Genomic DNA, 21,704 nt, shown 5'->3' with positions numbered 1-21,704 from the left:
AGAAAGCAGATTTTCTAATTTATTAGGAAATCGAAACAAAACGGTCATAATTAAATTTATGATTGGTACAATAAGCAAAATAAGGGCGTATGGGGGATGCCTAGGCTCTCAGAGGCGATGAAAGGCGTGATAAGCTGCGAAAAGTTACGGGGATTGGCACACACGATACGATCCGTAAATACCTGAATGGGGCAACCCACTATGTTGAAGACATAGTACACCGATAGGTGGGCAAACCCGCTGAACTGAAACATCTAAGTAGGCGGAGGAGAAGAAAACAAAAGTGATTCCGTAAGTAGTGGCGAGCGAACGCGGATTAGCCCAAACCAGTGTTGTTACGGCAATGCTGGGGTTGTAGGACCACGATATTTGTTGCGGATAGAATTAGAATCTACTGGAAAGTAGAGCCATAGAAGGTGATAGCCCTGTATAAGTAATAGAAGATAACGATAGTGGTATCCTGAGTAGGGCGGGGCACGTGAAACCCTGTCTGAATTTGGCGGGACCATCCGCTAAGGCTAAATACTCCTGAGAGACCGATAGTGAACCAGTACCGTGAGGGAAAGGTGAAAAGAACCGTGAATAACGGAGTGAAATAGATCCTGAAACCATACGCTTACAAGCGGTCGGAGCCCTTTCGTGGGGTGACGGCGTGCCTTTTGCATAATGAGCCTACGAGTTAACGTTGCTGGCAAGGATAAGTGGTTAAGCCACGGATCCGTAGCGAAAGCGAGTCTGAATAGGGCGCTTTAGTCAGTAGTGTTAGACGCGAAACCGTGTGATCTACCCATGGGCAGGATGAAGCTGTGGTAACACACAGTGGAGGTCCGAACCGGTTGACGTTGAAAAGTCTTCGGATGACCTGTGGGTAGGGGTGAAAGGCCAATCAAACTCGGAAATAGCTCGTACTCCCCGAAATGCATTTAGGTGCAGCGTTGGTCATAAAGTTATATAGAGGTAGAGCTACTGATTGGATGCGGGGGCTTCACCGCCTACCAATTCCTGACAAACTCCGAATGCTATATAATGTTTACCAGCAGTGAGGGCTTGGGTGCTAAGGTCCAAGTCCGAGAGGGAAAGAACCCAGACCATCAGCTAAGGTCCCCAAATATATGTTAAGTTGAAAGAACGAGGTTTGTCTGCCCAGACAGCTAGGATGTTGGCTTGGAAGCAGCCATTCATTTAAAGAGTGCGTAACAGCTCACTAGTCGAGCGGACGAGCATGGATAATAATCGGGCATAAACATATTACCGAAGCTATGGATTTTGCATTAAGTTGCAAAGTGGTAGGGGAGCATTCCAACAGGGTAGAAGGTGTGTTGTAAAGCATGCTGGACTGGTTGGAAAAGAAAATGTAGGCATAAGTAACGATAATGCGGGCGAGAAACCCGCACACCGAAAGACTAAGGTTTCCACAGCTATGCTAATCAGCTGTGGGTTAGTCGGGACCTAAGGCGAACCCGAAAGGGACAGTCGATGGCCAACGGGTTAATATTCCCGTACTACTGATTACTGTGATGGGGTGACGGAGTGATGAAAGCGCCGCGAACTGACGGAATAGTTCGTTGAAGTACCTACCTATAAGCTGCGCAGGCAAATCCACGCGGCTTGGGGAAATACGATAGTACTCGGAGTCTTCGGACAAAGAGATAGTGCGCCTAAGGGCTTCCAAGAAAAACCTCTAAACTTCAGGTAATCAGTACCCGTACCGCAAACCGACACAGGTAGTCGAGGAGAGAATCCTAAGGTGCTCGAGAGATTCATGGCTAAGGAATTAGGCAAAATAGACCCGTAACTTCGGGAGAAGGGTCGCCCCGAGCAATCGGGGCCGCAGTGAAGAGGTCCAGGCGACTGTTTATCAAAAACACAGGGCTCTGCAAAATCGCAAGATGAAGTATAGGGCCTGACACCTGCCCGGTGCTGGAAGGTTAAGAGGAGATGTTATTCGCAAGAAGAAGCATTGAATTGAAGCCCCAGTAAACGGCGGCCGTAACTATAACGGTCCTAAGGTAGCGAAATTCCTTGTCGGGTAAGTTCCGACCTGCACGAATGGTGTAACGATCTGGACACTGTCTCAGCCATGAGCTCGGTGAAATTGTAGTAACGGTGAAGATGCCGTTTACCCGCAGTGGGACGAAAAGACCCTGTGCACCTTTACTATAGCTTAGTATTGACCTTGGATAAATGATGTGTAGGATAGGTTGGAGACTGTGAAGTGGCGTCGCTAGGCGTTGTGGAGTCATTGTTGAAATACAACCCTTTGTTTATCTGAGGCCTAACCCCGAAAACGGGGGACATTGCTTGGTGGGTAGTTTGACTGGGGTGGTCGCCTCCAAAAGAGTAACGGAGGCTTCTAAAGGTTCCCTCAGTACGCTTGGTAACCGTGCGTAGAGTGCAATGGCATAAGGGAGCTTGACTGAGAGACATACAGGTCGATCAGGTACGAAAGTAGAGCATAGTGATCCGGTGGTTCCGCATGGAAGGGCCATCGCTCAAAGGATAAAAGGTACGCCGGGGATAACAGGCTGATCTCCCCCAAGAGCTCATATCGACGGGGGGGTTTGGCACCTCGATGTCGGCTCGTCACATCCTGGGGCTGGAGAAGGTCCCAAGGGTTGGGCTGTTCGCCCATTAAAGTGGCACGCGAGCTGGGTTCAGAACGTCGTGAGACAGTTCGGTCTCTATCTACTGTGGGCGCAAGAAATTTGAGTGGATCTGATTCTAGTACGAGAGGACCGAATTGGACTAACCTCTAGTGTATCTGTTGTTCCGCCAGGAGCATCGCAGAGTAGCTACGTTGGGAAGGGATAAGCGCTGAAAGCATATAAGCGCGAAACCCACCACAAGATGAGATTTCTTTTAAGGATCGTGGGAGATGACCACGTTGATAGGCTATAGATGTAAAGGCAGTAATGTCATAGTCGAGTAGTACTAATAATCCGTAAGCTTATGTACACATCCTCCCCCCAGCCCCCTCCGAATGAGGGGGGGAAGGGGGAAGAAACTTTCTAATACTTTTTATATTCTTTATCTCAGTATGTCAAGATATTGTGTAATGTTGTTCTGATACAGTCGGAATACCCATTGCAAAACGACCTTAAGGTGGTTATTGCGGCGGGGCTCACCTCTTCCCATCCCGAACAGAGTAGTTAAGCCCGCCTGCGCAGATGGTACTGCAGTTATGTGGGAGAGTATGTCGTCGCCTTTCTTTTGAAAAAACCCTGTTTCTAACGAAACGGGGTTTTTTGGTTTATAGGTACGCCGTGTTCGCCTAGCGGCTCGGTTCGTCGCCTTTGCTTCGCCAGTTCGGCTAAAGCCTCGGGTCTTTTGAAAAACCCTGTTTCTAACGAAACAGGGTTTTTTGGTTTAAAAAGGTTTTTAAGATTTTTATCAAATTTTTCATCAACCCAAAGAATATTATTACAGATCGGAGCATTCTAGGTTGTATGATTTAATAGTTCCAAAAGGAAATATTTTGAGAAAAATCAACGGTTTAATCGATTTTTCTTTCATTTATGATGAGTTAACAAATACTGCGCCACTAATGGTTGTATGGTGGAAAGTCCTGTTCGTATGTTCAAGTATTTTCTTCTTAAAACAATTTACACCGTTTCTGATGTTGTAGAGTGCTCCCTATATGATATGTTCTTTAAATATTTCTTGGATATTACTCCTGAAGATGGCGTTATCAATTTGAGTTCGTTGACAAAATTCAGAAAACTACGTTTGAAAGACACCGATTTGTTGAACTTATTGATAAATAAAACGGTGACCATAGTTATCGAAAAAGGCATCATTCGTTCGAAGTCTATCATCGTTGATGCTACTCATACTTTATTAAGATCCAATCCGTTTTTAGCCATAGACGTATTGCGGGAACGGTTCAAGCTACTTCGAAAAACGATATATACCTTCGATGAGCAATTCAAAGAACGTATGTCTCAAAAGAATACCGACAATGATTTAGAAAAGGAGTTGGCTTATTGCAAAGAGCTAGAAACACGCATAGAAAAAGAGCCTTCAATAAGTTCAATCCCTGCTGTGAAAGAATAATTAAACCTTTTAAAAGAAACCGTAGATGATACTCAAGAAAATTTTATACTATCGAAAGATTCCGATGCAAAAACAGGTCGTAAACCTGCCGATAGTTCCTTTTTTGGATACAAAACTGATTTAACTATGACTGAAGAGTGCATCATTACTGCCGCTGTGATTACATCGGGAGAAAAAGGAGATGGTCCAGAACTACCTAAACTTTTAGAGATTAGTCGAGAAAACGGAATTGATGTAGAAGCCGTTATTGGTGATGGGGCTTATTCTGGAAAAGAAAACCTTAAAATAGCCAGTGAACAAAACATTAAAGTAGTAGCTCGTCTGAATCCATCAATAGCACAAGGATTTAAAAAAAAGTTTGCGAGAAATAAAAAAGAGTGTTACATTTGCACCCCGCTAAATGAACAATGTTCCTTGAAAAACTGACAAGAAAATTAAGAAGAAAGGAAAAAATATTTTTCAAAAAAACTTCACAAAAAGCTTGTCAGAAAGAAAAGACTTTGTTACTTTTGCACCCGCTAATCGAGAGACTGGCACTTAAAAAAAAGAAAGACACGTTCCTAGACATATTGAATTGACAGCCGTCCCGATTTATCGGGACAATAATAAAGAGAGTAAGAGAATCGGAAGATTTAAAAAACCACTAGAATTTGAGTCGAATAACAATAGCTTAATTTATTAAGCAAACAATATACGATGAAGAGTTTGATCCTGGCTCAGGATGAACGCTAGCGGCAGGCTTAACACATGCAAGTCGAGGGGTATTGGTTTTCGGACCAAGAGACCGGCGCACGGGTGCGTAACGCGTATGTAATCTACCTTTTGCAGAGGGATAGCCCAGAGAAATTTGGATTAATACCTCATAGTATTATAGTATGGCATCATATTATAATTAAAGTCACAACGGCAAAAGATGAGCATGCGTCCCATTAGCTAGTTGGTATGGTAACGGCATACCAAGGCTACGATGGGTAGGGGTCCTGAGAGGGAGATCCCCCACACTGGTACTGAGACACGGACCAGACTCCTACGGGAGGCAGCAGTGAGGAATATTGGACAATGGGCGCAAGCCTGATCCAGCCATGCCGCGTGCAGGATGACGGTCCTATGGATTGTAAACTGCTTTTGTACAGGAAGAAACATCCCGACGTGTCGGGACTTGACGGTACTGTAAGAATAAGGATCGGCTAACTCCGTGCCAGCAGCCGCGGTAATACGGAGGATCCAAGCGTTATCCGGAATCATTGGGTTTAAAGGGTCCGTAGGCGGTCTTATAAGTCAGTGGTGAAATCTCCCCGCTCAACGGGGAAACGGCCATTGATACTGTAGGACTTGAATTATTAGGAAGTAACTAGAATATGTAGTGTAGCGGTGAAATGCTTAGAGATTACATGGAATACCAATTGCGAAGGCAGGTTACTACTAATGGATTGACGCTGATGGACGAAAGCGTGGGTAGCGAACAGGATTAGATACCCTGGTAGTCCACGCCGTAAACGATGGATACTAGCTGTTGGGCGCAAGTTCAGTGGCTAAGCGAAAGTGATAAGTATCCCACCTGGGGAGTACGTTCGCAAGAATGAAACTCAAAGGAATTGACGGGGGCCCGCACAAGCGGTGGAGCATGTGGTTTAATTCGATGATACGCGAGGAACCTTACCAAGGCTTAAATGTAGATTGACCGGTTTGGAAACAGACTTTTCGCAAGACAATTTACAAGGTGCTGCATGGTTGTCGTCAGCTCGTGCCGTGAGGTGTCAGGTTAAGTCCTATAACGAGCGCAACCCCTGTTGTTAGTTGCCAGCGAGTCATGTCGGGAACTCTAACGAGACTGCCAGTGCAAACTGAGAGGAAGGTGGGGATGACGTCAAATCATCACGGCCCTTACGCCTTGGGCTACACACGTGCTACAATGGCCGGTACAGAGAGCAGCCACTGGGTGACCAGGAGCGAATCTACAAAACCGGTCACAGTTCGGATCGGAGTCTGCAACTCGACTCCGTGAAGCTGGAATCGCTAGTAATCGGATATCAGCCATGATCCGGTGAATACGTTCCCGGGCCTTGTACACACCGCCCGTCAAGCCATGGAAGCTGGGGGTGCCTGAAGTCGGTGACCGCAAGGAGCTGCCTAGGGTAAAACTGGTAACTAGGGCTAAGTCGTAACAAGGTAGCCGTACCGGAAGGTGCGGCTGGAACACCTCCTTTCTAGAGCCTAAATGTTAGTTGCTTGCAACACTTTTAGGAAAGAAGACGAAAAATATTATTGGAAAGAATCGAAAGATTCAATTACTCTCGCTGTTAGTTCAAATAATACACGTAAAACCTGACAAAGGTTTTATTTTTAAGAAAAGAGTGTCTCGTAGCTCAGCTGGTTAGAGTACTACACTGATAATGTAGGGGTCGACAGTTCGAGTCTGTCCGAGACAACTATTTTAGACTTAAAGATTCTGAAATAAATTCAGAATAAAAGGAAATTTTAGAGGTTGAGTGAAGCCGTTTTAAGTACTGTTAACTGAAAACTGTTAACTGCCACTAAAAAATGGGGGATTAGCTCAGCTGGCTAGAGCGCCTGCCTTGCACGCAGGAGGTCAACGGTTCGACTCCGTTATTCTCCACAGATGCTGAATCAAGTTCAGCATAAAAGTTCATTGACATATTGAGATAAGAAATAATAAAAAGTAGAAAGCAGATTTTCTAATTTATTAGGAAATCGAAACAAAACGGTCATAATTAAATTTATGATTGGTACAATAAGCAAAATAAGGGCGTATGGGGGATGCCTAGGCTCTCAGAGGCGATGAAAGGCGTGATAAGCTGCGAAAAGTTACGGGGATTGGCACACACGATACGATCCGTAAATACCTGAATGGGGCAACCCACTATGTTGAAGACATAGTACACCGATAGGTGGGCAAACCCGCTGAACTGAAACATCTAAGTAGGCGGAGGAGAAGAAAACAAAAGTGATTCCGTAAGTAGTGGCGAGCGAACGCGGATTAGCCCAAACCAGTGTTGTTACGGCAATGCTGGGGTTGTAGGACCACGATATTTGTTGCGGATAGAATTAGAATCTACTGGAAAGTAGAGCCATAGAAGGTGATAGCCCTGTATAAGTAATAGAAGATAACGATAGTGGTATCCTGAGTAGGGCGGGGCACGTGAAACCCTGTCTGAATTTGGCGGGACCATCCGCTAAGGCTAAATACTCCTGAGAGACCGATAGTGAACCAGTACCGTGAGGGAAAGGTGAAAAGAACCGTGAATAACGGAGTGAAATAGATCCTGAAACCATACGCTTACAAGCGGTCGGAGCCCTTTCGTGGGGTGACGGCGTGCCTTTTGCATAATGAGCCTACGAGTTAACGTTGCTGGCAAGGATAAGTGGTTAAGCCACGGATCCGTAGCGAAAGCGAGTCTGAATAGGGCGCTTTAGTCAGTAGTGTTAGACGCGAAACCGTGTGATCTACCCATGGGCAGGATGAAGCTGTGGTAACACACAGTGGAGGTCCGAACCGGTTGACGTTGAAAAGTCTTCGGATGACCTGTGGGTAGGGGTGAAAGGCCAATCAAACTCGGAAATAGCTCGTACTCCCCGAAATGCATTTAGGTGCAGCGTTGGTCATAAAGTTATATAGAGGTAGAGCTACTGATTGGATGCGGGGGCTTCACCGCCTACCAATTCCTGACAAACTCCGAATGCTATATAATGTTTACCAGCAGTGAGGGCTTGGGTGCTAAGGTCCAAGTCCGAGAGGGAAAGAACCCAGACCATCAGCTAAGGTCCCCAAATATATGTTAAGTTGAAAGAACGAGGTTTGTCTGCCCAGACAGCTAGGATGTTGGCTTGGAAGCAGCCATTCATTTAAAGAGTGCGTAACAGCTCACTAGTCGAGCGGACGAGCATGGATAATAATCGGGCATAAACATATTACCGAAGCTATGGATTTTAACGTAAGTTAAAGTGGTAGGGGAGCATTCCAACAGGGTAGAAGGTGTGTTGTAAAGCATGCTGGACTGGTTGGAAAAGAAAATGTAGGCATAAGTAACGATAATGCGGGCGAGAAACCCGCACACCGAAAGACTAAGGTTTCCACAGCTATGCTAATCAGCTGTGGGTTAGTCGGGACCTAAGGCGAACCCGAAAGGGACAGTCGATGGCCAACGGGTTAATATTCCCGTACTACTGATTACTGTGATGGGGTGACGGAGTGATGAAAGCGCCGCGAACTGACGGAATAGTTCGTTGAAGTACCTACCTATAAGCTGCGCAGGCAAATCCACGCGGCTTGGGGAAATACGATAGTACTCGGAGTCTTCGGACAAAGAGATAGTGCGCCTAAGGGCTTCCAAGAAAAACCTCTAAACTTCAGGTAATCAGTACCCGTACCGCAAACCGACACAGGTAGTCGAGGAGAGAATCCTAAGGTGCTCGAGAGATTCATGGCTAAGGAATTAGGCAAAATAGACCCGTAACTTCGGGAGAAGGGTCGCCCCGAGCAATCGGGGCCGCAGTGAAGAGGTCCAGGCGACTGTTTATCAAAAACACAGGGCTCTGCAAAATCGCAAGATGAAGTATAGGGCCTGACACCTGCCCGGTGCTGGAAGGTTAAGAGGAGATGTTATTCGCAAGAAGAAGCATTGAATTGAAGCCCCAGTAAACGGCGGCCGTAACTATAACGGTCCTAAGGTAGCGAAATTCCTTGTCGGGTAAGTTCCGACCTGCACGAATGGTGTAACGATCTGGACACTGTCTCAGCCATGAGCTCGGTGAAATTGTAGTAACGGTGAAGATGCCGTTTACCCGCAGTGGGACGAAAAGACCCTGTGCACCTTTACTATAGCTTAGTATTGACCTTGGATAAATGATGTGTAGGATAGGTTGGAGACTGTGAAGTGGCGTCGCTAGGCGTTGTGGAGTCATTGTTGAAATACAACCCTTTGTTTATCTGAGGCCTAACCCCGAAAACGGGGGACATTGCTTGGTGGGTAGTTTGACTGGGGTGGTCGCCTCCAAAAGAGTAACGGAGGCTTCTAAAGGTTCCCTCAGTACGCTTGGTAACCGTGCGTAGAGTGCAATGGCATAAGGGAGCTTGACTGAGAGACATACAGGTCGATCAGGTACGAAAGTAGAGCATAGTGATCCGGTGGTTCCGCATGGAAGGGCCATCGCTCAAAGGATAAAAGGTACGCCGGGGATAACAGGCTGATCTCCCCCAAGAGCTCATATCGACGGGGGGGTTTGGCACCTCGATGTCGGCTCGTCACATCCTGGGGCTGGAGAAGGTCCCAAGGGTTGGGCTGTTCGCCCATTAAAGTGGCACGCGAGCTGGGTTCAGAACGTCGTGAGACAGTTCGGTCTCTATCTACTGTGGGCGCAAGAAATTTGAGTGGATCTGATTCTAGTACGAGAGGACCGAATTGGACTAACCTCTAGTGTATCTGTTGTTCCGCCAGGAGCATCGCAGAGTAGCTACGTTGGGAAGGGATAAGCGCTGAAAGCATATAAGCGCGAAACCCACCACAAGATGAGATTTCTTTTAAGGATCGTGGGAGATGACCACGTTGATAGGCTATAGATGTAAAGGCAGTAATGTCATAGTCGAGTAGTACTAATAATCCGTAAGCTTATGTACACATCCTCCCCCCAGCCCCCTCCGAATGAGGGGGGGAAGGGGGAAGAAACTTTCTAGATCCTTACAGGATGACAATTTATTGAATTTCTTTATCTCAGTATGTCAAGATATTGTGTAATGTTGTTCCGATACAGTCGGAATACCCATTGCAAAACGACCTTAAGGTGGTTATTGCGGCGGGGCTCACCTCTTCCCATCCCGAACAGAGTAGTTAAGCCCGCCTGCGCAGATGGTACTGCAGTTATGTGGGAGAGTATGTCGTCGCCTTTCTTTTGAAAAAACCCTGTTTCTAACGAAACGGGGTTTTTTGGTTTATAGGTACGCCGTGTTCGCCTAGCGGCTCGGTTCGTCGCCTTTGCTTCGCCAGTTCGGCTAAAGCCTCGGGTCTTTTGAAAAACCCTGTTTCTAACGAAACAGGGTTTTTTGGTTTATATGGCATTTTTTAAGAAATATTTGATGTGGTTTTTTAAACCTATCGAATTTGATGGGTTTTAAATCTGGATTGTAAAAACATGGTAATTCGATTACTCTACGAAGTTCCCATAGAAAATAAGTTCCTAAAGTTGTAGCTGCATATAATAGAGGGTACTAAGGTCGGGAGACTTCGCCAGCTGGGGGTGAATAATTATTGTAGTTATATTTAAATTCTTTTTGTCTGCTCTCGCTTGTGGGCACGGATTGCAAATCCGCGCTAACAGTAAACGAGAATATTCATTATATATCCGAACAATCGGGAACTTAGCAGCTAGAGTGAGTCCAAAATGACTTTGGTCTCCAAAATATAAATCAATATATCCGCTATCTTCCAAACGCTTTAGTGTTTCTATTTGCTCTTGTTTAAATTGAAATTGTTCTTCGTTTCGTTTGCCTTTTAAAGAGAGTCTAGCTCTTTTCCATTTATAACCCAGTAACTTTTAAAAAATTCTGCAATGTTTTTTTGCAGATAATTATATTGTGTTGCTCTTCAAAATAAATTAATACATTTTTTAAATTTCTATTGTGAAGTTCCAATTGCTCGGAAACCTCTTTGGAATAGTCTTTCAATAGGGTTTTCGCTCCTCTACCCTCTGCAATTCCAAGGGAATCAACCCCGATTTCAGCCCAACCATCAAACCAACGTTCAAACCAACGTTCAATTGTTCTGCGACTGACTTTAAAAATAGAAGCCAAGTCTTTAATCTTATGTCTTTGATGCGATAAAACAAGGCATTGACTACGTTTTCTAATGGTAATATTAGGGCTATTTTGATGAATTTAATGCATAATGATACTTTACTTTTCTTTCCATAAAAAATGCCCCAAATAGCGTCTAACTTTTTGGGGCATATTTATTAAGAATGGCTTTTTAAATTTATTTATTTAAAAGTAAATTACAATTTATCTTGGTATATAGAACCGACGTGTTTAACTTCAGTTCTTCTGTTTTGAGCTTTACCAGTTTTAGTTTTGTTTGAAGCAACTGGTTTAGATTCACCAAAACCTACAGCAGTCAAATTATCAGGTTTAACTCCTTTTTCAATTAAAGCATTTCTAACAGCGTTAGCTCTGTCTTCAGAAAGTTTTTGATTGAATGCATTAGATCCATCACTATCTGTATGACCTTCAATACTGAATTTTGCATTTGGATAGTTTCTAAGGATTTCTCTCATAGCGTCTAAACTAGTTATTGTTGCAGCATCTCCAGTTTTAAAAGTTGATTTACCAGTATTAAAGAAAACTGATCTAGCTTGAATTTTAAGCTTTTCAATAACTTCTGTAGTTACTTCAGGACATCCTCTGTTGCTAATAGAACCAGCTACACTAGGACAATCATCATCTTTATCAGCCACGCCATCTTTGTCAGCATCCAATACTGGACATCCGCCATTTTCTTTAGGACCAGCTACGGTAGGACATTTGTCCTCTTTATCAGCAATACCATCTTTGTCAGTATCAGGGCAACCATTGAGTGCAACTGTTCCTGCTTGGTCTGGACATTGGTCTTTTGAATCTTCAACACCATCATTGTCTTTATCTGGACAACCGTTTAGCATTTTTGAACCTGCAATATCTGGGCAATTGTCCATATAATCTGGAACGCCATCGGCATCTTTATCCAATGGACAACCCATTTTATCTACAGTAACTCCCACAGGGGTTCCTGGGCAAGTATCCTTTTTGTCTGAAACACCATCTTGATCCGTGTCAACAGAATTACCCATATTGAAAGTCAAGCCCGCCATGTGTGTTACATAGGAATCTTTTTTAGCCATTTTACCAGCGGCATTGTCAACACCATCACGGCCGTCATGGTTGGAGAACATGAATGTTTCTTGCAGATTCAGCATAATAACTGGAGTCAATCTGATGTTGATACCCGCACCCGTTGATGGCAGCATAAAATCATACTTTTCGTGATGAAAATCAGGTGTGTTATCAAATTGAATCGCTCCAGCTCCAGCAAATACATAAGGTCTTATAATATATTCTGGTGCTACGATATTGAAGCGCAAGTTAATAGATACCGCATTAAAATCCGATCTAAAACCTGCAGTTGTACCATTATGATACCCCATAGTTCCTTTTGACAGCAATAGATTGACGTCAAATAATTTGCCTAAATACCTGGAAACTGACAACCCACCAAAACCATACATCGAATTATCGGTTTTGTACCAATCGCGACCTAAATCACCGCTGTATTGAGTAACACCTGCGTGTAACCCAACATTCCATTTTTTATCTTCCGTTTGTGCTCTTGAAGTAAATGTAAAAGCGATTGCTACACATAGAAATAGTAACTTTTTCATAAATTTTATAATTAAAATTGTTTGATGTAAAGGTCAGGTGGGAACACACGAATTTTGTTACATAACTTTTGTTAAAAGTTATATTATTCACTTACTAATTTTGGGTAATGAATTGAAAATCATTTGCAGAAACTATTCTCGATTTTAATAGCTATTGGAATTGAGTTTGTGGCTTTTTCAAAAGACAAGAAACACAAACTGGAAAATAAGTGTTAAAGTTTTTATGGACAATAGTATAGAGTGGGTATGGAGTGAAGAGACTTTGCCAGTTAGATTCTTTTTTTAAACCCGTCGAATTCGACGGGTTTAAACTTTTAGTGTTTTTATATACAATCAGGGTTAGGCCGTTTTGCAAACTGTGCCCATTCCAATTGGTAATTAAAACATTTATATTTTTTTCTCTCGTTTGTGGGCACGGATTGCAAATCCGCTATCCGTATTTGAGAATATTTATTATATATCCGAGCGATCGGAGACTTCGCCTACTTAATGAATTATTCTTCCTCATTATCTTCGTCATCCTCAAAATTTAAAAAATCATCAGGGTTAAATGGGATGTCTTCATCAGGATCTTTATCGTGTGCACTTACTCCTGGAGGGTTAAATAATCCCCAGTCGTCTTTGATATAATTCCACATATCAAAACCAGCGACCCAATCAATAAATAAAAGTCGGAATTCATCAATTTCTTTTCTCAATAAAAAGATGTAGTCTTTGTCCAAGATGTCTTCTTCAAATCGTAAACTACCTGCGTAAACACTAAGTTCTCGTGCTGCTTTTCGGATAATGGTGGCATTTTCCATTTTTAAATCATACAATTCTACAGCTTGAGCACCCGAAATTTTAGCGGGTATAATCATTGCGTTTTCCAACATAAATCGAACAGTAGTTTCTTGAAGAAATTCATTGTCGGCAGGAACAATTTTCGACTAATCCTTGGGTGATTTTAAAAATTTGTTCTGCCTTTTGATACAAAGGCAATTGATTTAGTTCGTCTCGTTTTGACATAGGTTTTGTTTTAAGTCACAGTTTTAGCATCTTCTGATTCAACTGTTCGGAATTTCCGAACAGTTGAAAAATGGTTTAATTCTTTCGCTTGTGGGCACGGATTGCAAATCCGCGCTTTTCGTATCAAAAAGATTTAGTGCATATCTAGTATGTCGGAATTTCCGACTAACTGAATTTTCATTCAATTCCCCTTCTTTAAAGATGTTGTTTATGTGTTCCGTAATTGTAACTCTTCCTTTATCAAAAAGAGTTGCCATTTGCGCTTGGGTAAGCCAAACCGTTTCGTCCAGAAGACGGGTTTCTATTTTGGTAACGCCATCTTCAGTTTGATATAGGAGGATGTTGGATTTGTTTTCTTGCATAGAAAAAGTATTGAATCGTAAAAATACAAAAAATCCCCAAGTTTAGAGTTGAGGATTTAGGTTGATGATGCCGACTATTCCAATGAGCAACAAACACAAGTCGAAAAATAAGTTGCTAAGTTGTTGTGGAATATAGTTGCAGGTGCGAAAGTCGGGAGATTTCGCCTTTACTTTGAATTTAATAAAGAACAGTTTAAGGGTTCAATTTTTTAATTTGTTTATTGTTGACCAATGCTTTCATTTGAGTAATTGCTATAGTATTGAGTTGAATTAATCTTTCGGATTGGGATTGTCCTTGATGAATGAAAACCGAATTTAGACTTTCTAAATTGGATAAAACAACTAATTGTTCAATGGTTGCAGCATCTCTAATATTACCTTCCAAATCAGGATGTTCCTCGCGCCATTGTTTGGCTGTTTTGCCAAATAATGCCACATTGAGTAAATCGGCTTCATTGGCCTACACAAAATTGATTTTGGTTTTATCAAGCTCCGCCGGAATAAGATTTTGTTTAATGGCATCCGTATGAATGTGATAATTTACTTTTGCCAATGTACGTTGAAAACTCCATTCTAATTTCAGTCTATCGTTTTCATCGTCTTTTAGGCGTTGGAATTCTACTATAAGATATAATTTGAATTCAGATGAAATCCAAGAAGCAAATTCAAAAGCAATATCCTTGTGGGCAAAAGTACCTCCATATCTTCCAGATTTTGAAATAATTCCAATAGCATTAGTTTCAGAAATCCAACGTTGAGGCGAAAGTACAAAGTAATTACTTCCTGCTTCATTTTTAAACCTCTCGAATTCGAGAGGTTTAAAATCTATATTACAGAGTTTCTCCCATAAACCAATAAATTCAATTGTACTTCTGCTTCGCATCCAATTATTAATGACAGCAAAAGGTTCTGAATTATTTCTAGATTTTGCAATATCCGTCAATGAAATATAGTCGTTGACACCATAATTTAAAATTGAAACATTTGTTCCTTTTACTACTATTGTTTTACTTTTTGCCATAAACTATTTGTTTTTAACGTAGTTTCTATTTGGGTAACGCCATTTTCAGTTTGATATATGAGGATGTTGGATTTGTTTTCTTGCATAGAAAAAGTATTGAATCGTAAAAATACAAAAAATCCCCAAGTTTAGGTTTGAGGATTTAGCCTTGTGTTTGTTAGCGTAGAATTGTATTCTGTGGACTTTCCAAATTGGCAAGTAAACATATCTAATAAAATTTGTTGTAGTCTTTAAATTCTTTTTATTTGCTCTCGCTAGTGGGCACGGATTACTTCGTCAGTTCGCTATCGCTCGTGTGCAAATCCGCGCTATCCGTGTTGCTCTCGTTTTCGGGCACAGAATGCAATTCTGCGCTTGCGTAAGGTTATGAAGTCGTAAGGTTCTTATAACTGGGATAAAAGCTTTTGCGATACTTTATTAGCAAATTCGTTGGTAAATTGTGTCACTTCATCCCAATTGGTGTATTCGTAATCCTGTGAGGTATCGGTTGCTCCTCCTTCTTTTTTAGAAATCATTTTCATGATAAGACGTTTAAAGTAATCGTACTCGGTGTATTTTAAAGCGCCAGCTATTTGAGTAGTCATCAAGGGCTTCCATCCAGTATGTTCCAGAAAATCGTTTGTTATTTTTTGAACTTCTTGAAGTTCCTCCTTCATTCCGGATGCCACGGCAAGAGAGACAGAAAAGAAAGCCCCCGGCATTAGATTCAATTCGTCAGCGTGTTTTTTAATATAATGATTCACGGCAGACTGGTATTTGTGCATGTGTATCGAAGAACCAATTAGAACAGCATCATACTCTTTTGGTGAAGGAGGATTTGCTGTCGTGTCTACAATTGTTGTTTGATGTCCAGCATTCTGTAAAACAGCTTTCATAAAATGGGCAATCTTGCGGGTTTGCCCTTCAGTTGTGCCATAAAGAATAAGTAGTTTCATGATTTTTGTTTTTAGATTAAAATTAAATTCAAATAATTGATATTCAAATGAATACTTTTTTATTTCTATTAAATTTAAAAATTTATTTTCGAATAACCACTACTTTTTTCAAGAACTATTCTAACTTAAAAAGCAAAGTTTCTATGAGGGGATGCACCATAATTAACGAAATTTTGTAGACGAGTAAAAGCGAATTGACGAAGGAAACTATGCTCATTTCAAATGGCATTGCTGGTGTTCACGAGCCGGGTATTGTTTTTTATAGTTGTTGTTGCATATAGTTGTGGGTACGAAGTCGGGAGACTTGCCACAGCGGGCACGGATTGCAAATCCGCACTAACAGTAAACGAGAATATTCATTATATATCCGAGCAATCGGGGTTGTTTTTATAGTTGTTGTTGCATATAGTTGTGGGTACGAAGTCGGGAGACTTCGCACAGCGGGGGAGTTACAAATCAATCTTTTTTATCTTGTTGTTCCGTATTGTATTGATTTCCGTTGAGCATGGTGTTTTCGTTGTTCATTCCGTTTGACATTCCGAGCATAAGCGCAGTAATAATTAGAATAATTTTTCTTTTTACCCAAAGAATAGGGCGTTTAGATTTCTCCAAACTAGGTTTGTTGTTTTGTTTATACATTTTGTAAATGATAAATGATTATACATTTGTTTTTATCATCTTATGCGTTGAATAGCATAAATGCTTGGAAAATTAATTTCTAAGCTATGTATAAACTTTCAAAGTAGTTTCTTGAAGTAATTATCTCGTTTATAAAGATATATAGAGCGGTATTAGAACGTACTTTTTGGTAAAGTAACGTTTGTATTTTTAGGAGAACCCGAATTTGAAGCGTAGAAATTTCTTTAAATTCGAGGAAGGTTAATAAAACAGGAAACGAAGTTTTCTGAGACGAAACGGGATTAAAAACGTAAACTTTAGAACCTTTGGTAGTAGTTTCGCTTGAGAAAATTACGTTCGAGAATTGATAATATTCTGCTGAATTAGATTGAGAATATAAAATACCATCATTTACCGTCAGGCCAAAAACCAGAAGGAGAGAAAGGAGATATTTTAAATGTTTTTTCAATTTAGTTATTTTGAGTTAGCAAGATATTGTTTTTTTTGTTCGTGCCTATTATAAATTTATAGTTATTTGATTTTGTTAGTTTTGTTAGTTTTCATGAGCGGGATATTGATAGCCTGAATAAGTCCAGAATCGTTAGCGCAGTTTTGCAAACTGTGCTCATTCCAATTGGCAATTAAACATATCTAACAAAATTTGTTGTAGTCTTTAAATTCGTATTGTCTGCTCTCACTTGTGGGCACGGATAGCAAATCCGCGCTGACAGTAAACGAGAATATTCATTATATATCCGAGCGATCGGGGCTGACAGTAAACGAGAATATTCATTATATATCCGCGCGATCGGGTGAGGCTCTATTATATTAGATGCGATTCTTTTTGAATGCTATTAAACGCTCCCTTATAGTTTCAGAAAACGGTTTTATGTCTTCTTCTGTAACTAGACCTTTGCAATACATATTTAAAACAGTATTAAAATAGTGAATTCCTGTAATTCCATCGTAATTTGAAGCAATGTATTTGTCATTTTTTTTAACGATTTCATATACTTTACCGTAAGTTTCTCGTGTTTCTTTCTTGTCGTTTTTCCAGTCTGTTAAAATGGCTAAAACCGAAGCATTACAGATTTCAATTTCTTTTAGAATTCCTTTGTCCATTAGAATTCGAGCTGTTTTTTTATCTGATTTGGAGAGTTCCATTTGTATTGAGTTTACTTTTTATAAAATGACTTTACGAGTTTATAAAGTTATATAAAAAAGTATATTCGTTCCAATGATTTGCTGGGTTTGCTTTTGATACTACTGCTCTGCGATTCCGATAGGCAACAAACACAAGTGTAAGAATAAGTTTCTAAAGTTTTAACGGCATATAGTATTGGGTACGAAGTCGGGAGACTTCGCACAGCTGGTTACTGAGGCTTTATACTTAAGTTAGCTTATTTTCTAAACCCATCGAATTCTATGGAATTAAAATCGAGGTTTCTTGGACTGCTCTGTGATGTCCAGATTTCGTAGCTTTTTCAAAAGGCTAGAAACACAAGTTGCTAAAGACATAGTAATCTGATGGATGTAATTTGTCATACACCCACAGGCCATTTAAAATGACGTTGTTGGTAATGGTTTTTTTGTAACTTTGTAAAAAGTAAATTTATTATATTATGAGAACACAAATTATACAAGATAATAATGGCTTGCCGACCGGTGTTTTTATTCCTATTGAAGATTGGGAAAATATAAAAAAGCACTATCCTAATATTGAAAAAATTGACCAAGAATTACCACAATGGCAAAAGGATATTCTAGATATTCGTTTAGCTGATTTAAACAATCCTGATCAACTAGAACCTATTGATGAACTTTTTAAAGTTTTGGATGCAGAATGAGTTATACGGTAATCAACCACAAAGAAGTAAAGAATGATGTTCAGAAAGCCAAAGACTGGTACAAATGTCAACAAAAAGGTTTAGAAAAACGATTTGCTAATGAAGTTAAAGTCACATTGAACTACCTTATTAAAAATCCTTTATTGTTTCAAGTGAAATACAAAACCGTAAGAACTGCCTACACGGCAATTTTTCCTTATGGAGTGCATTACCACCTTAATGAAAAAACGAATATTATTACCGTCCTAGGTATATTTCATACCTCAATATCGCCTGATAATTGGCTTAAAAGAGTATAAAACACAAAACCAAGGAGATTTTGCTTGGTTTTTTTGTGTTGTCTGCTCTCGCTTGTGGGCACGGATTGCAAATCCGCGCTGACAGTAAACGAGAATATTCATTATATATCCGAGCGATCGGGGTTGTTTTTATAGTTGTTGTTGCATATAGTTGTGGGTACGAAGTCGGGAGACTTCGCACAGCAGCCCGGCTTTTGTGGAACACTTCGAGGAGCTGGGATGGGGATGTACAATGGTTAACGAAATTTTGTACACAAGCAAAAGCGAATTGACGAAGGAAACTATGCTCATATCAAATGGCATTGCTGGTGTTCACGAGCCGGGTATTTTTTTTAAAGTTGTATTGGCCTATAGTTGTGGGTACGAAGTCGGGAGACTTCGCACAGCTGGAGTTTTTATTTATTAAAAAAGTCTTCAATTTTGATAATCCATTGTGGTTTTGGAATTTCATCTTTACTACAGTAATTTTTGCAAATTTCTTTTTTATTATTTTCTATAAAGGATATAATTTTATCTTTATCTTTGGATGGATTACCTTCAAAGATAGCGGAGGTGTCTGGATAAATTATTGATTTATCTCCTTTTACAAAACTGTTTACAGATTCTTCATCATATTTAAATTTATAGAATATTTCTTTAATTTCTAAATTACTTGATTCATCAATAGTTTCTTTTAAAGCTTCATAAAATATTTTTGAATCTAATGCTTCCTCAATTTCTGTTGGATATTTAATATCTGTGTCTATTTTGTGTAATTCTATTTTAGAAGTCTCCATAACCTGAAGTCTTCTCATTTTTAGCAAGCCATTATTATGGTCATCTAAAAAATCTTTTGTTCCAACGCCTTGAAAATCGGTATCAATTAAGCAAAATATTTTTCCATTTAGTTCTTTTTTTTCTGATTTTTGGGAAATCGGTGTATACAAATAATTGTATAATAATTTTACAATGGCACAACCACCAACAGGCAGAATTTTGAGATTTTTTTGTATTGATATATGTTTGTTTATATAATTTTTATCCTCCTCACTCTCTACAATTAACCAATTAGTTTCTTGTATCCTTAATGAACTGATAACTGCCGAAGCTAAATCAAAAAAACTTTTGAACTGAATATCACTTGGGTTATTACCAGATTCTTCAAAATAATTTCTAAATGAATATTGATTTATTTTAATTTCTTCTTGTTCTGAATCAATATGATAAAGATTTCCTTTATCAATTATTGGTAATGCTCCATACCAATGTGACGTTACCAATAGTTGAATTTTAAATTTTGAAGACAATTCTTCTAATCTGCTAAATTGGTCATAGCACATTGAAATATGCAATGATGATTCAGGTTCATCAATTGCAAGAATTATTTTTCGCTCTTTATTTTGTTCTTGAATTAAAAATGAATAAGCTATATCTATTAAAGCTTTTTTTCTTTCACCTGAGGATAAATATTTAATTTGTTTTCCATTCTTTTTTAACTTTCTTTTAGAAAAGAATGTTTCAATCATCACATCTGATAAATGATTTGCAGTTAATCTAGTTTTAGCTTTAAATTCTTTATCAAAATCATAATCTTTATCAATTTCTTGAATTGTACTTTCAACTTCTTTAACAAAATCTTCTAAATCATTATTAATAATTTCTAATATGCTTTTCTTTTGAGTTCTACCTTCTTTTAGTGGTAGTTTTTCATTTAGAGTTTTTTCAATTCTTTTTTTAACATCTTCACTCATTAAGTCTTGCATACCTTTGGACTCTAATCTTAAGAAATCATCAATTGAAGTTTCTACTGGAATATATAAAAAAGAATAATTTTTAATTATGTCACTTTTTAATTTTAAAATTATTGAAGTATATGCTTTTTCATCTTTAAATTCTTCAATTTCTTGAATTCTCTTTTTAATAATATTATCAAAAGTTATAAAATATTGATTGCTATTATCGGTCTGCGGCCAGTAGGCATTGGTAAATATGTAATGAGTTTCTTTGAGGCCGTTTAAAAAAAGTTGTTGTTCAAAGAAACTTTCATAAGGTTTAAAGTTTGTCGATGATGTAAAAGAAAGATTCAATAAGGTTTCAGAAATAATTGGAATAATTTGTTGAACCTTTTTATCGTAATTTAACAATTCATTTTTCTCAATTATAAATAAAGGTGAAATAAACGATTCTGACCTTTTTTCATTGGTATGATAAATAAATTCGGAGTTGTTAAAATAACAGTTTAATGCTTCAAGAATTGAACTTTTTCCAGCTCCATTTTGTCCGATAAATAGATTAAACATTTCTTTTTGGTTAAGACCAAAAGGTATATAATTAGCACCTTTATAAATTTTAAAATGCCTAAGAAATAGTCCGATAATCATTTCACAATGTTTTTTTTAATTTTATTCAATTATTTATAAATACTAAAGAATCATCAAACCTTTCATATTGGATACAATATAATGTTATTTGGTTTTCAAATATATAAAAAAATCATTACAAATTTTTTAAAATTTATGACATTTTCGTTCCAATAGAAAAGATGAATCTTTATAAACTAGTTTTTAAAGTTGTTTGAAAGATGAATGTTTTCTCTAGTCTGGATGATAGCGAATATTCTTATACACAGGAGAAGAAGTTTGATGTTCCATATATAAGTAATGTAAATAACTTAAAAAATTTGTTCATAAGTTGTGCGTTTGTTTAAAATATTAAACGTTGATTATCAGTAAATTTGATTTTATTAATTTGAAACAAAGTATGTGATGAAGCATATTACCCGCAAAGTTGTACTTAGTTGTACTACCGAAAAAAATCAGTTTGTGTTTATTATGACACAAATAAAAAAGGATTCGCAAAATGAAATTCCTTCAAAAATTTCGAATCAATTAAATATCTCCAAAAAATTATTAATTTATTCTCGATTCCAGACTGCATTAATGAAAGTATATTTGGAAATAATTACAGGAGTCATTATAGGGGTTATAATTTTGTTGATTCAAAAACAATATTTTTAGAAAGATAAAATATCTAGCTTAGCCCTGATGGCAGCAAATATCCTTTTTGGGCTGGCGTTCAGCCCAAAAGATAAGGCGTACAGCTGGAGGGAAGTTGTTCTGAAAACCCATCATTTTGCTCCAAAAAAAAACACCAATCTC

At 39.1% G+C, this 21,704-nt stretch carries 12 protein-coding genes, 2 tRNA genes, 5 rRNA genes and 1 pseudogene; 10 read left to right on the top strand and 10 right to left on the bottom strand.

What is annotated here, in order from left to right:
- Positions 1-68: 68 nt before the first annotated feature.
- The 8 genes and pseudogenes from OZP13_RS09000 to rrf (OZP13_RS08965) all read left to right on the top strand — a co-directional run bounded on the left by OZP13_RS09000 (position 69) and on the right by rrf (OZP13_RS08965) (position 9,958).
- A 23S ribosomal RNA gene (locus OZP13_RS09000) occupies positions 69-2,955 on the top strand.
- Between the two features lie 143 nt (positions 2,956-3,098).
- Positions 3,099-3,208: ribosomal RNA gene (gene rrf / locus OZP13_RS08995) — 5S ribosomal RNA — on the top strand.
- A gap of 186 nt (positions 3,209-3,394) precedes the next feature.
- A pseudogene (locus OZP13_RS08990) lies at positions 3,395-4,443 on the top strand (transposase); the annotation flags it as partial.
- Positions 4,444-4,746: 303 nt separating this feature from the next.
- A 16S ribosomal RNA gene (locus OZP13_RS08985) occupies positions 4,747-6,260 on the top strand.
- A gap of 148 nt (positions 6,261-6,408) precedes the next feature.
- Positions 6,409-6,482 (top strand) — tRNA-Ile (locus OZP13_RS08980).
- A gap of 114 nt (positions 6,483-6,596) precedes the next feature.
- Positions 6,597-6,670 (top strand) — tRNA-Ala (locus OZP13_RS08975).
- 133 nt (positions 6,671-6,803) lie between these two features.
- A 23S ribosomal RNA gene (locus OZP13_RS08970) occupies positions 6,804-9,688 on the top strand.
- A gap of 160 nt (positions 9,689-9,848) precedes the next feature.
- Positions 9,849-9,958, top strand: a 5S ribosomal RNA gene (gene rrf, locus OZP13_RS08965).
- Together the 16S, 23S and 5S rRNA genes with 2 tRNA genes alongside form the textbook arrangement of a ribosomal RNA operon.
- A gap of 627 nt (positions 9,959-10,585) precedes the next feature.
- On the opposite strand, the gene OZP13_RS08960 is transcribed toward rrf (OZP13_RS08965), so the two are convergent.
- From OZP13_RS08960 to OZP13_RS08925, 9 genes are all read right to left on the bottom strand, one after another.
- Positions 10,586-10,867, bottom strand: a complete 282-nt coding sequence (locus OZP13_RS08960; RefSeq protein WP_432419477.1) for a COG3415 family protein — start codon at positions 10,865-10,867, stop codon at positions 10,586-10,588.
- 191 nt (positions 10,868-11,058) lie between these two features.
- On the bottom strand, positions 11,059-12,477 hold the full coding sequence (locus OZP13_RS08955) for an OmpA family protein (RefSeq protein WP_281299398.1): 1,419 nt from the start codon (positions 12,475-12,477) through the stop codon (positions 11,059-11,061).
- 494 nt (positions 12,478-12,971) lie between these two features.
- Positions 12,972-13,352, bottom strand: a complete 381-nt coding sequence (locus OZP13_RS08950) for a hypothetical protein (RefSeq protein ID WP_269239761.1) — start codon at positions 13,350-13,352, stop codon at positions 12,972-12,974.
- A gap of 171 nt (positions 13,353-13,523) precedes the next feature.
- Entirely contained in the window at positions 13,524-13,847 is a 324-nt protein-coding gene (locus tag OZP13_RS08945) for a virulence RhuM family protein (protein WP_281299397.1), read from the bottom strand.
- 193 nt (positions 13,848-14,040) lie between these two features.
- Positions 14,041-14,283: a hypothetical protein gene (locus OZP13_RS18755; RefSeq protein ID WP_432419474.1), complete on the bottom strand. Its 243-nt coding sequence runs from the start codon at positions 14,281-14,283 to the stop codon at positions 14,041-14,043.
- A 24-nt stretch (positions 14,284-14,307) separates the two neighbouring features.
- Complete coding sequence (locus OZP13_RS08940) at positions 14,308-14,868, bottom strand: KilA-N domain-containing protein (RefSeq protein ID WP_432419473.1); 561 nt, start codon at positions 14,866-14,868, stop codon at positions 14,308-14,310.
- Positions 14,869-15,251: 383 nt separating this feature from the next.
- Positions 15,252-15,803 (bottom strand): menaquinone-dependent protoporphyrinogen IX dehydrogenase, encoded by a 552-nt coding sequence (hemG, locus tag OZP13_RS08935; protein WP_281299396.1) that lies wholly within the window; start codon positions 15,801-15,803, stop codon positions 15,252-15,254.
- 456 nt (positions 15,804-16,259) lie between these two features.
- Positions 16,260-16,442, bottom strand: coding sequence for a hypothetical protein (locus tag OZP13_RS08930; RefSeq protein ID WP_281299395.1), 183 nt, complete (start codon positions 16,440-16,442; stop codon positions 16,260-16,262).
- An 807-nt stretch (positions 16,443-17,249) separates the two neighbouring features.
- The gene (locus OZP13_RS08925; protein WP_269239755.1) at positions 17,250-17,585 is read right to left on the bottom strand and encodes a hypothetical protein; all 336 of its coding nucleotides are present in this window, start codon (positions 17,583-17,585) and stop codon (positions 17,250-17,252) included.
- A gap of 458 nt (positions 17,586-18,043) precedes the next feature.
- Here OZP13_RS08925 and OZP13_RS08920 point away from each other — a divergent pair, with 458 nt between their 5' ends.
- Both OZP13_RS08920 and OZP13_RS08915 read left to right on the top strand, forming a co-directional pair.
- On the top strand, positions 18,044-18,268 hold the full coding sequence (locus OZP13_RS08920) for an addiction module component CHP02574 family protein (protein ID WP_269239754.1): 225 nt from the start codon (positions 18,044-18,046) through the stop codon (positions 18,266-18,268).
- Positions 18,265-18,567 carry a type II toxin-antitoxin system RelE/ParE family toxin gene (locus OZP13_RS08915; protein ID WP_269239753.1) on the top strand — a complete coding sequence of 101 codons (303 nt, stop codon included), beginning with the start codon at positions 18,265-18,267 and terminating at the stop codon, positions 18,565-18,567. The genes OZP13_RS08920 and OZP13_RS08915 overlap by 4 nt, the downstream gene beginning before the upstream one ends.
- Before the next feature lie 395 nt (positions 18,568-18,962).
- On the opposite strand, the gene OZP13_RS08910 is transcribed toward OZP13_RS08915, so the two are convergent.
- A complete protein-coding gene (locus tag OZP13_RS08910; RefSeq protein ID WP_281299394.1) occupies positions 18,963-20,927 on the bottom strand; it encodes an AAA family ATPase in 1,965 nt (654 codons plus the stop codon).
- Between the last annotated feature and the right edge of the window lie 777 nt (positions 20,928-21,704).

Origin of the sequence: Flavobacterium limnophilum (assembly GCF_027111315.2) — a bacterium.
GTDB classification, from domain to species: Bacteria; Bacteroidota; Bacteroidia; order Flavobacteriales; family Flavobacteriaceae; genus Flavobacterium; species Flavobacterium limnophilum.
The sequence above is the reverse complement of the archived record's forward strand: the minus strand, read 5'-3'. Positions and strand labels throughout refer to the sequence as shown.

Coding starts and splice junctions, on each gene's coding strand:
- OZP13_RS08955 (WP_281299398.1), bottom strand. CDS start 12,477: ATGAAAAAGTTACTATTTCTATGTGTAGCAATCGCTTTTACATTTACT.
- OZP13_RS08950 (WP_269239761.1), bottom strand. CDS start 13,352: ATGTTGGAAAACGCAATGATTATACCCGCTAAAATTTCGGGTGCTCAA.
- OZP13_RS08945 (WP_281299397.1), bottom strand. CDS start 13,847: ATGCAAGAAAACAAATCCAACATCCTCCTATATCAAACTGAAGATGGC.
- OZP13_RS08940 (WP_432419473.1), bottom strand. CDS start 14,868: ATGGCAAAAAGTAAAACAATAGTAGTAAAAGGAACAAATGTTTCAATT.
- hemG (WP_281299396.1), bottom strand. CDS start 15,803: ATGAAACTACTTATTCTTTATGGCACAACTGAAGGGCAAACCCGCAAG.
- OZP13_RS08930 (WP_281299395.1), bottom strand. CDS start 16,442: ATGTATAAACAAAACAACAAACCTAGTTTGGAGAAATCTAAACGCCCT.
- OZP13_RS08925 (WP_269239755.1), bottom strand. CDS start 17,585: ATGGAACTCTCCAAATCAGATAAAAAAACAGCTCGAATTCTAATGGAC.
- OZP13_RS08920 (WP_269239754.1), top strand. CDS start 18,044: ATGAGAACACAAATTATACAAGATAATAATGGCTTGCCGACCGGTGTT.
- OZP13_RS08915 (WP_269239753.1), top strand. CDS start 18,265: ATGAGTTATACGGTAATCAACCACAAAGAAGTAAAGAATGATGTTCAG.
- OZP13_RS08910 (WP_281299394.1), bottom strand. CDS start 20,927: ATGATTATCGGACTATTTCTTAGGCATTTTAAAATTTATAAAGGTGCT.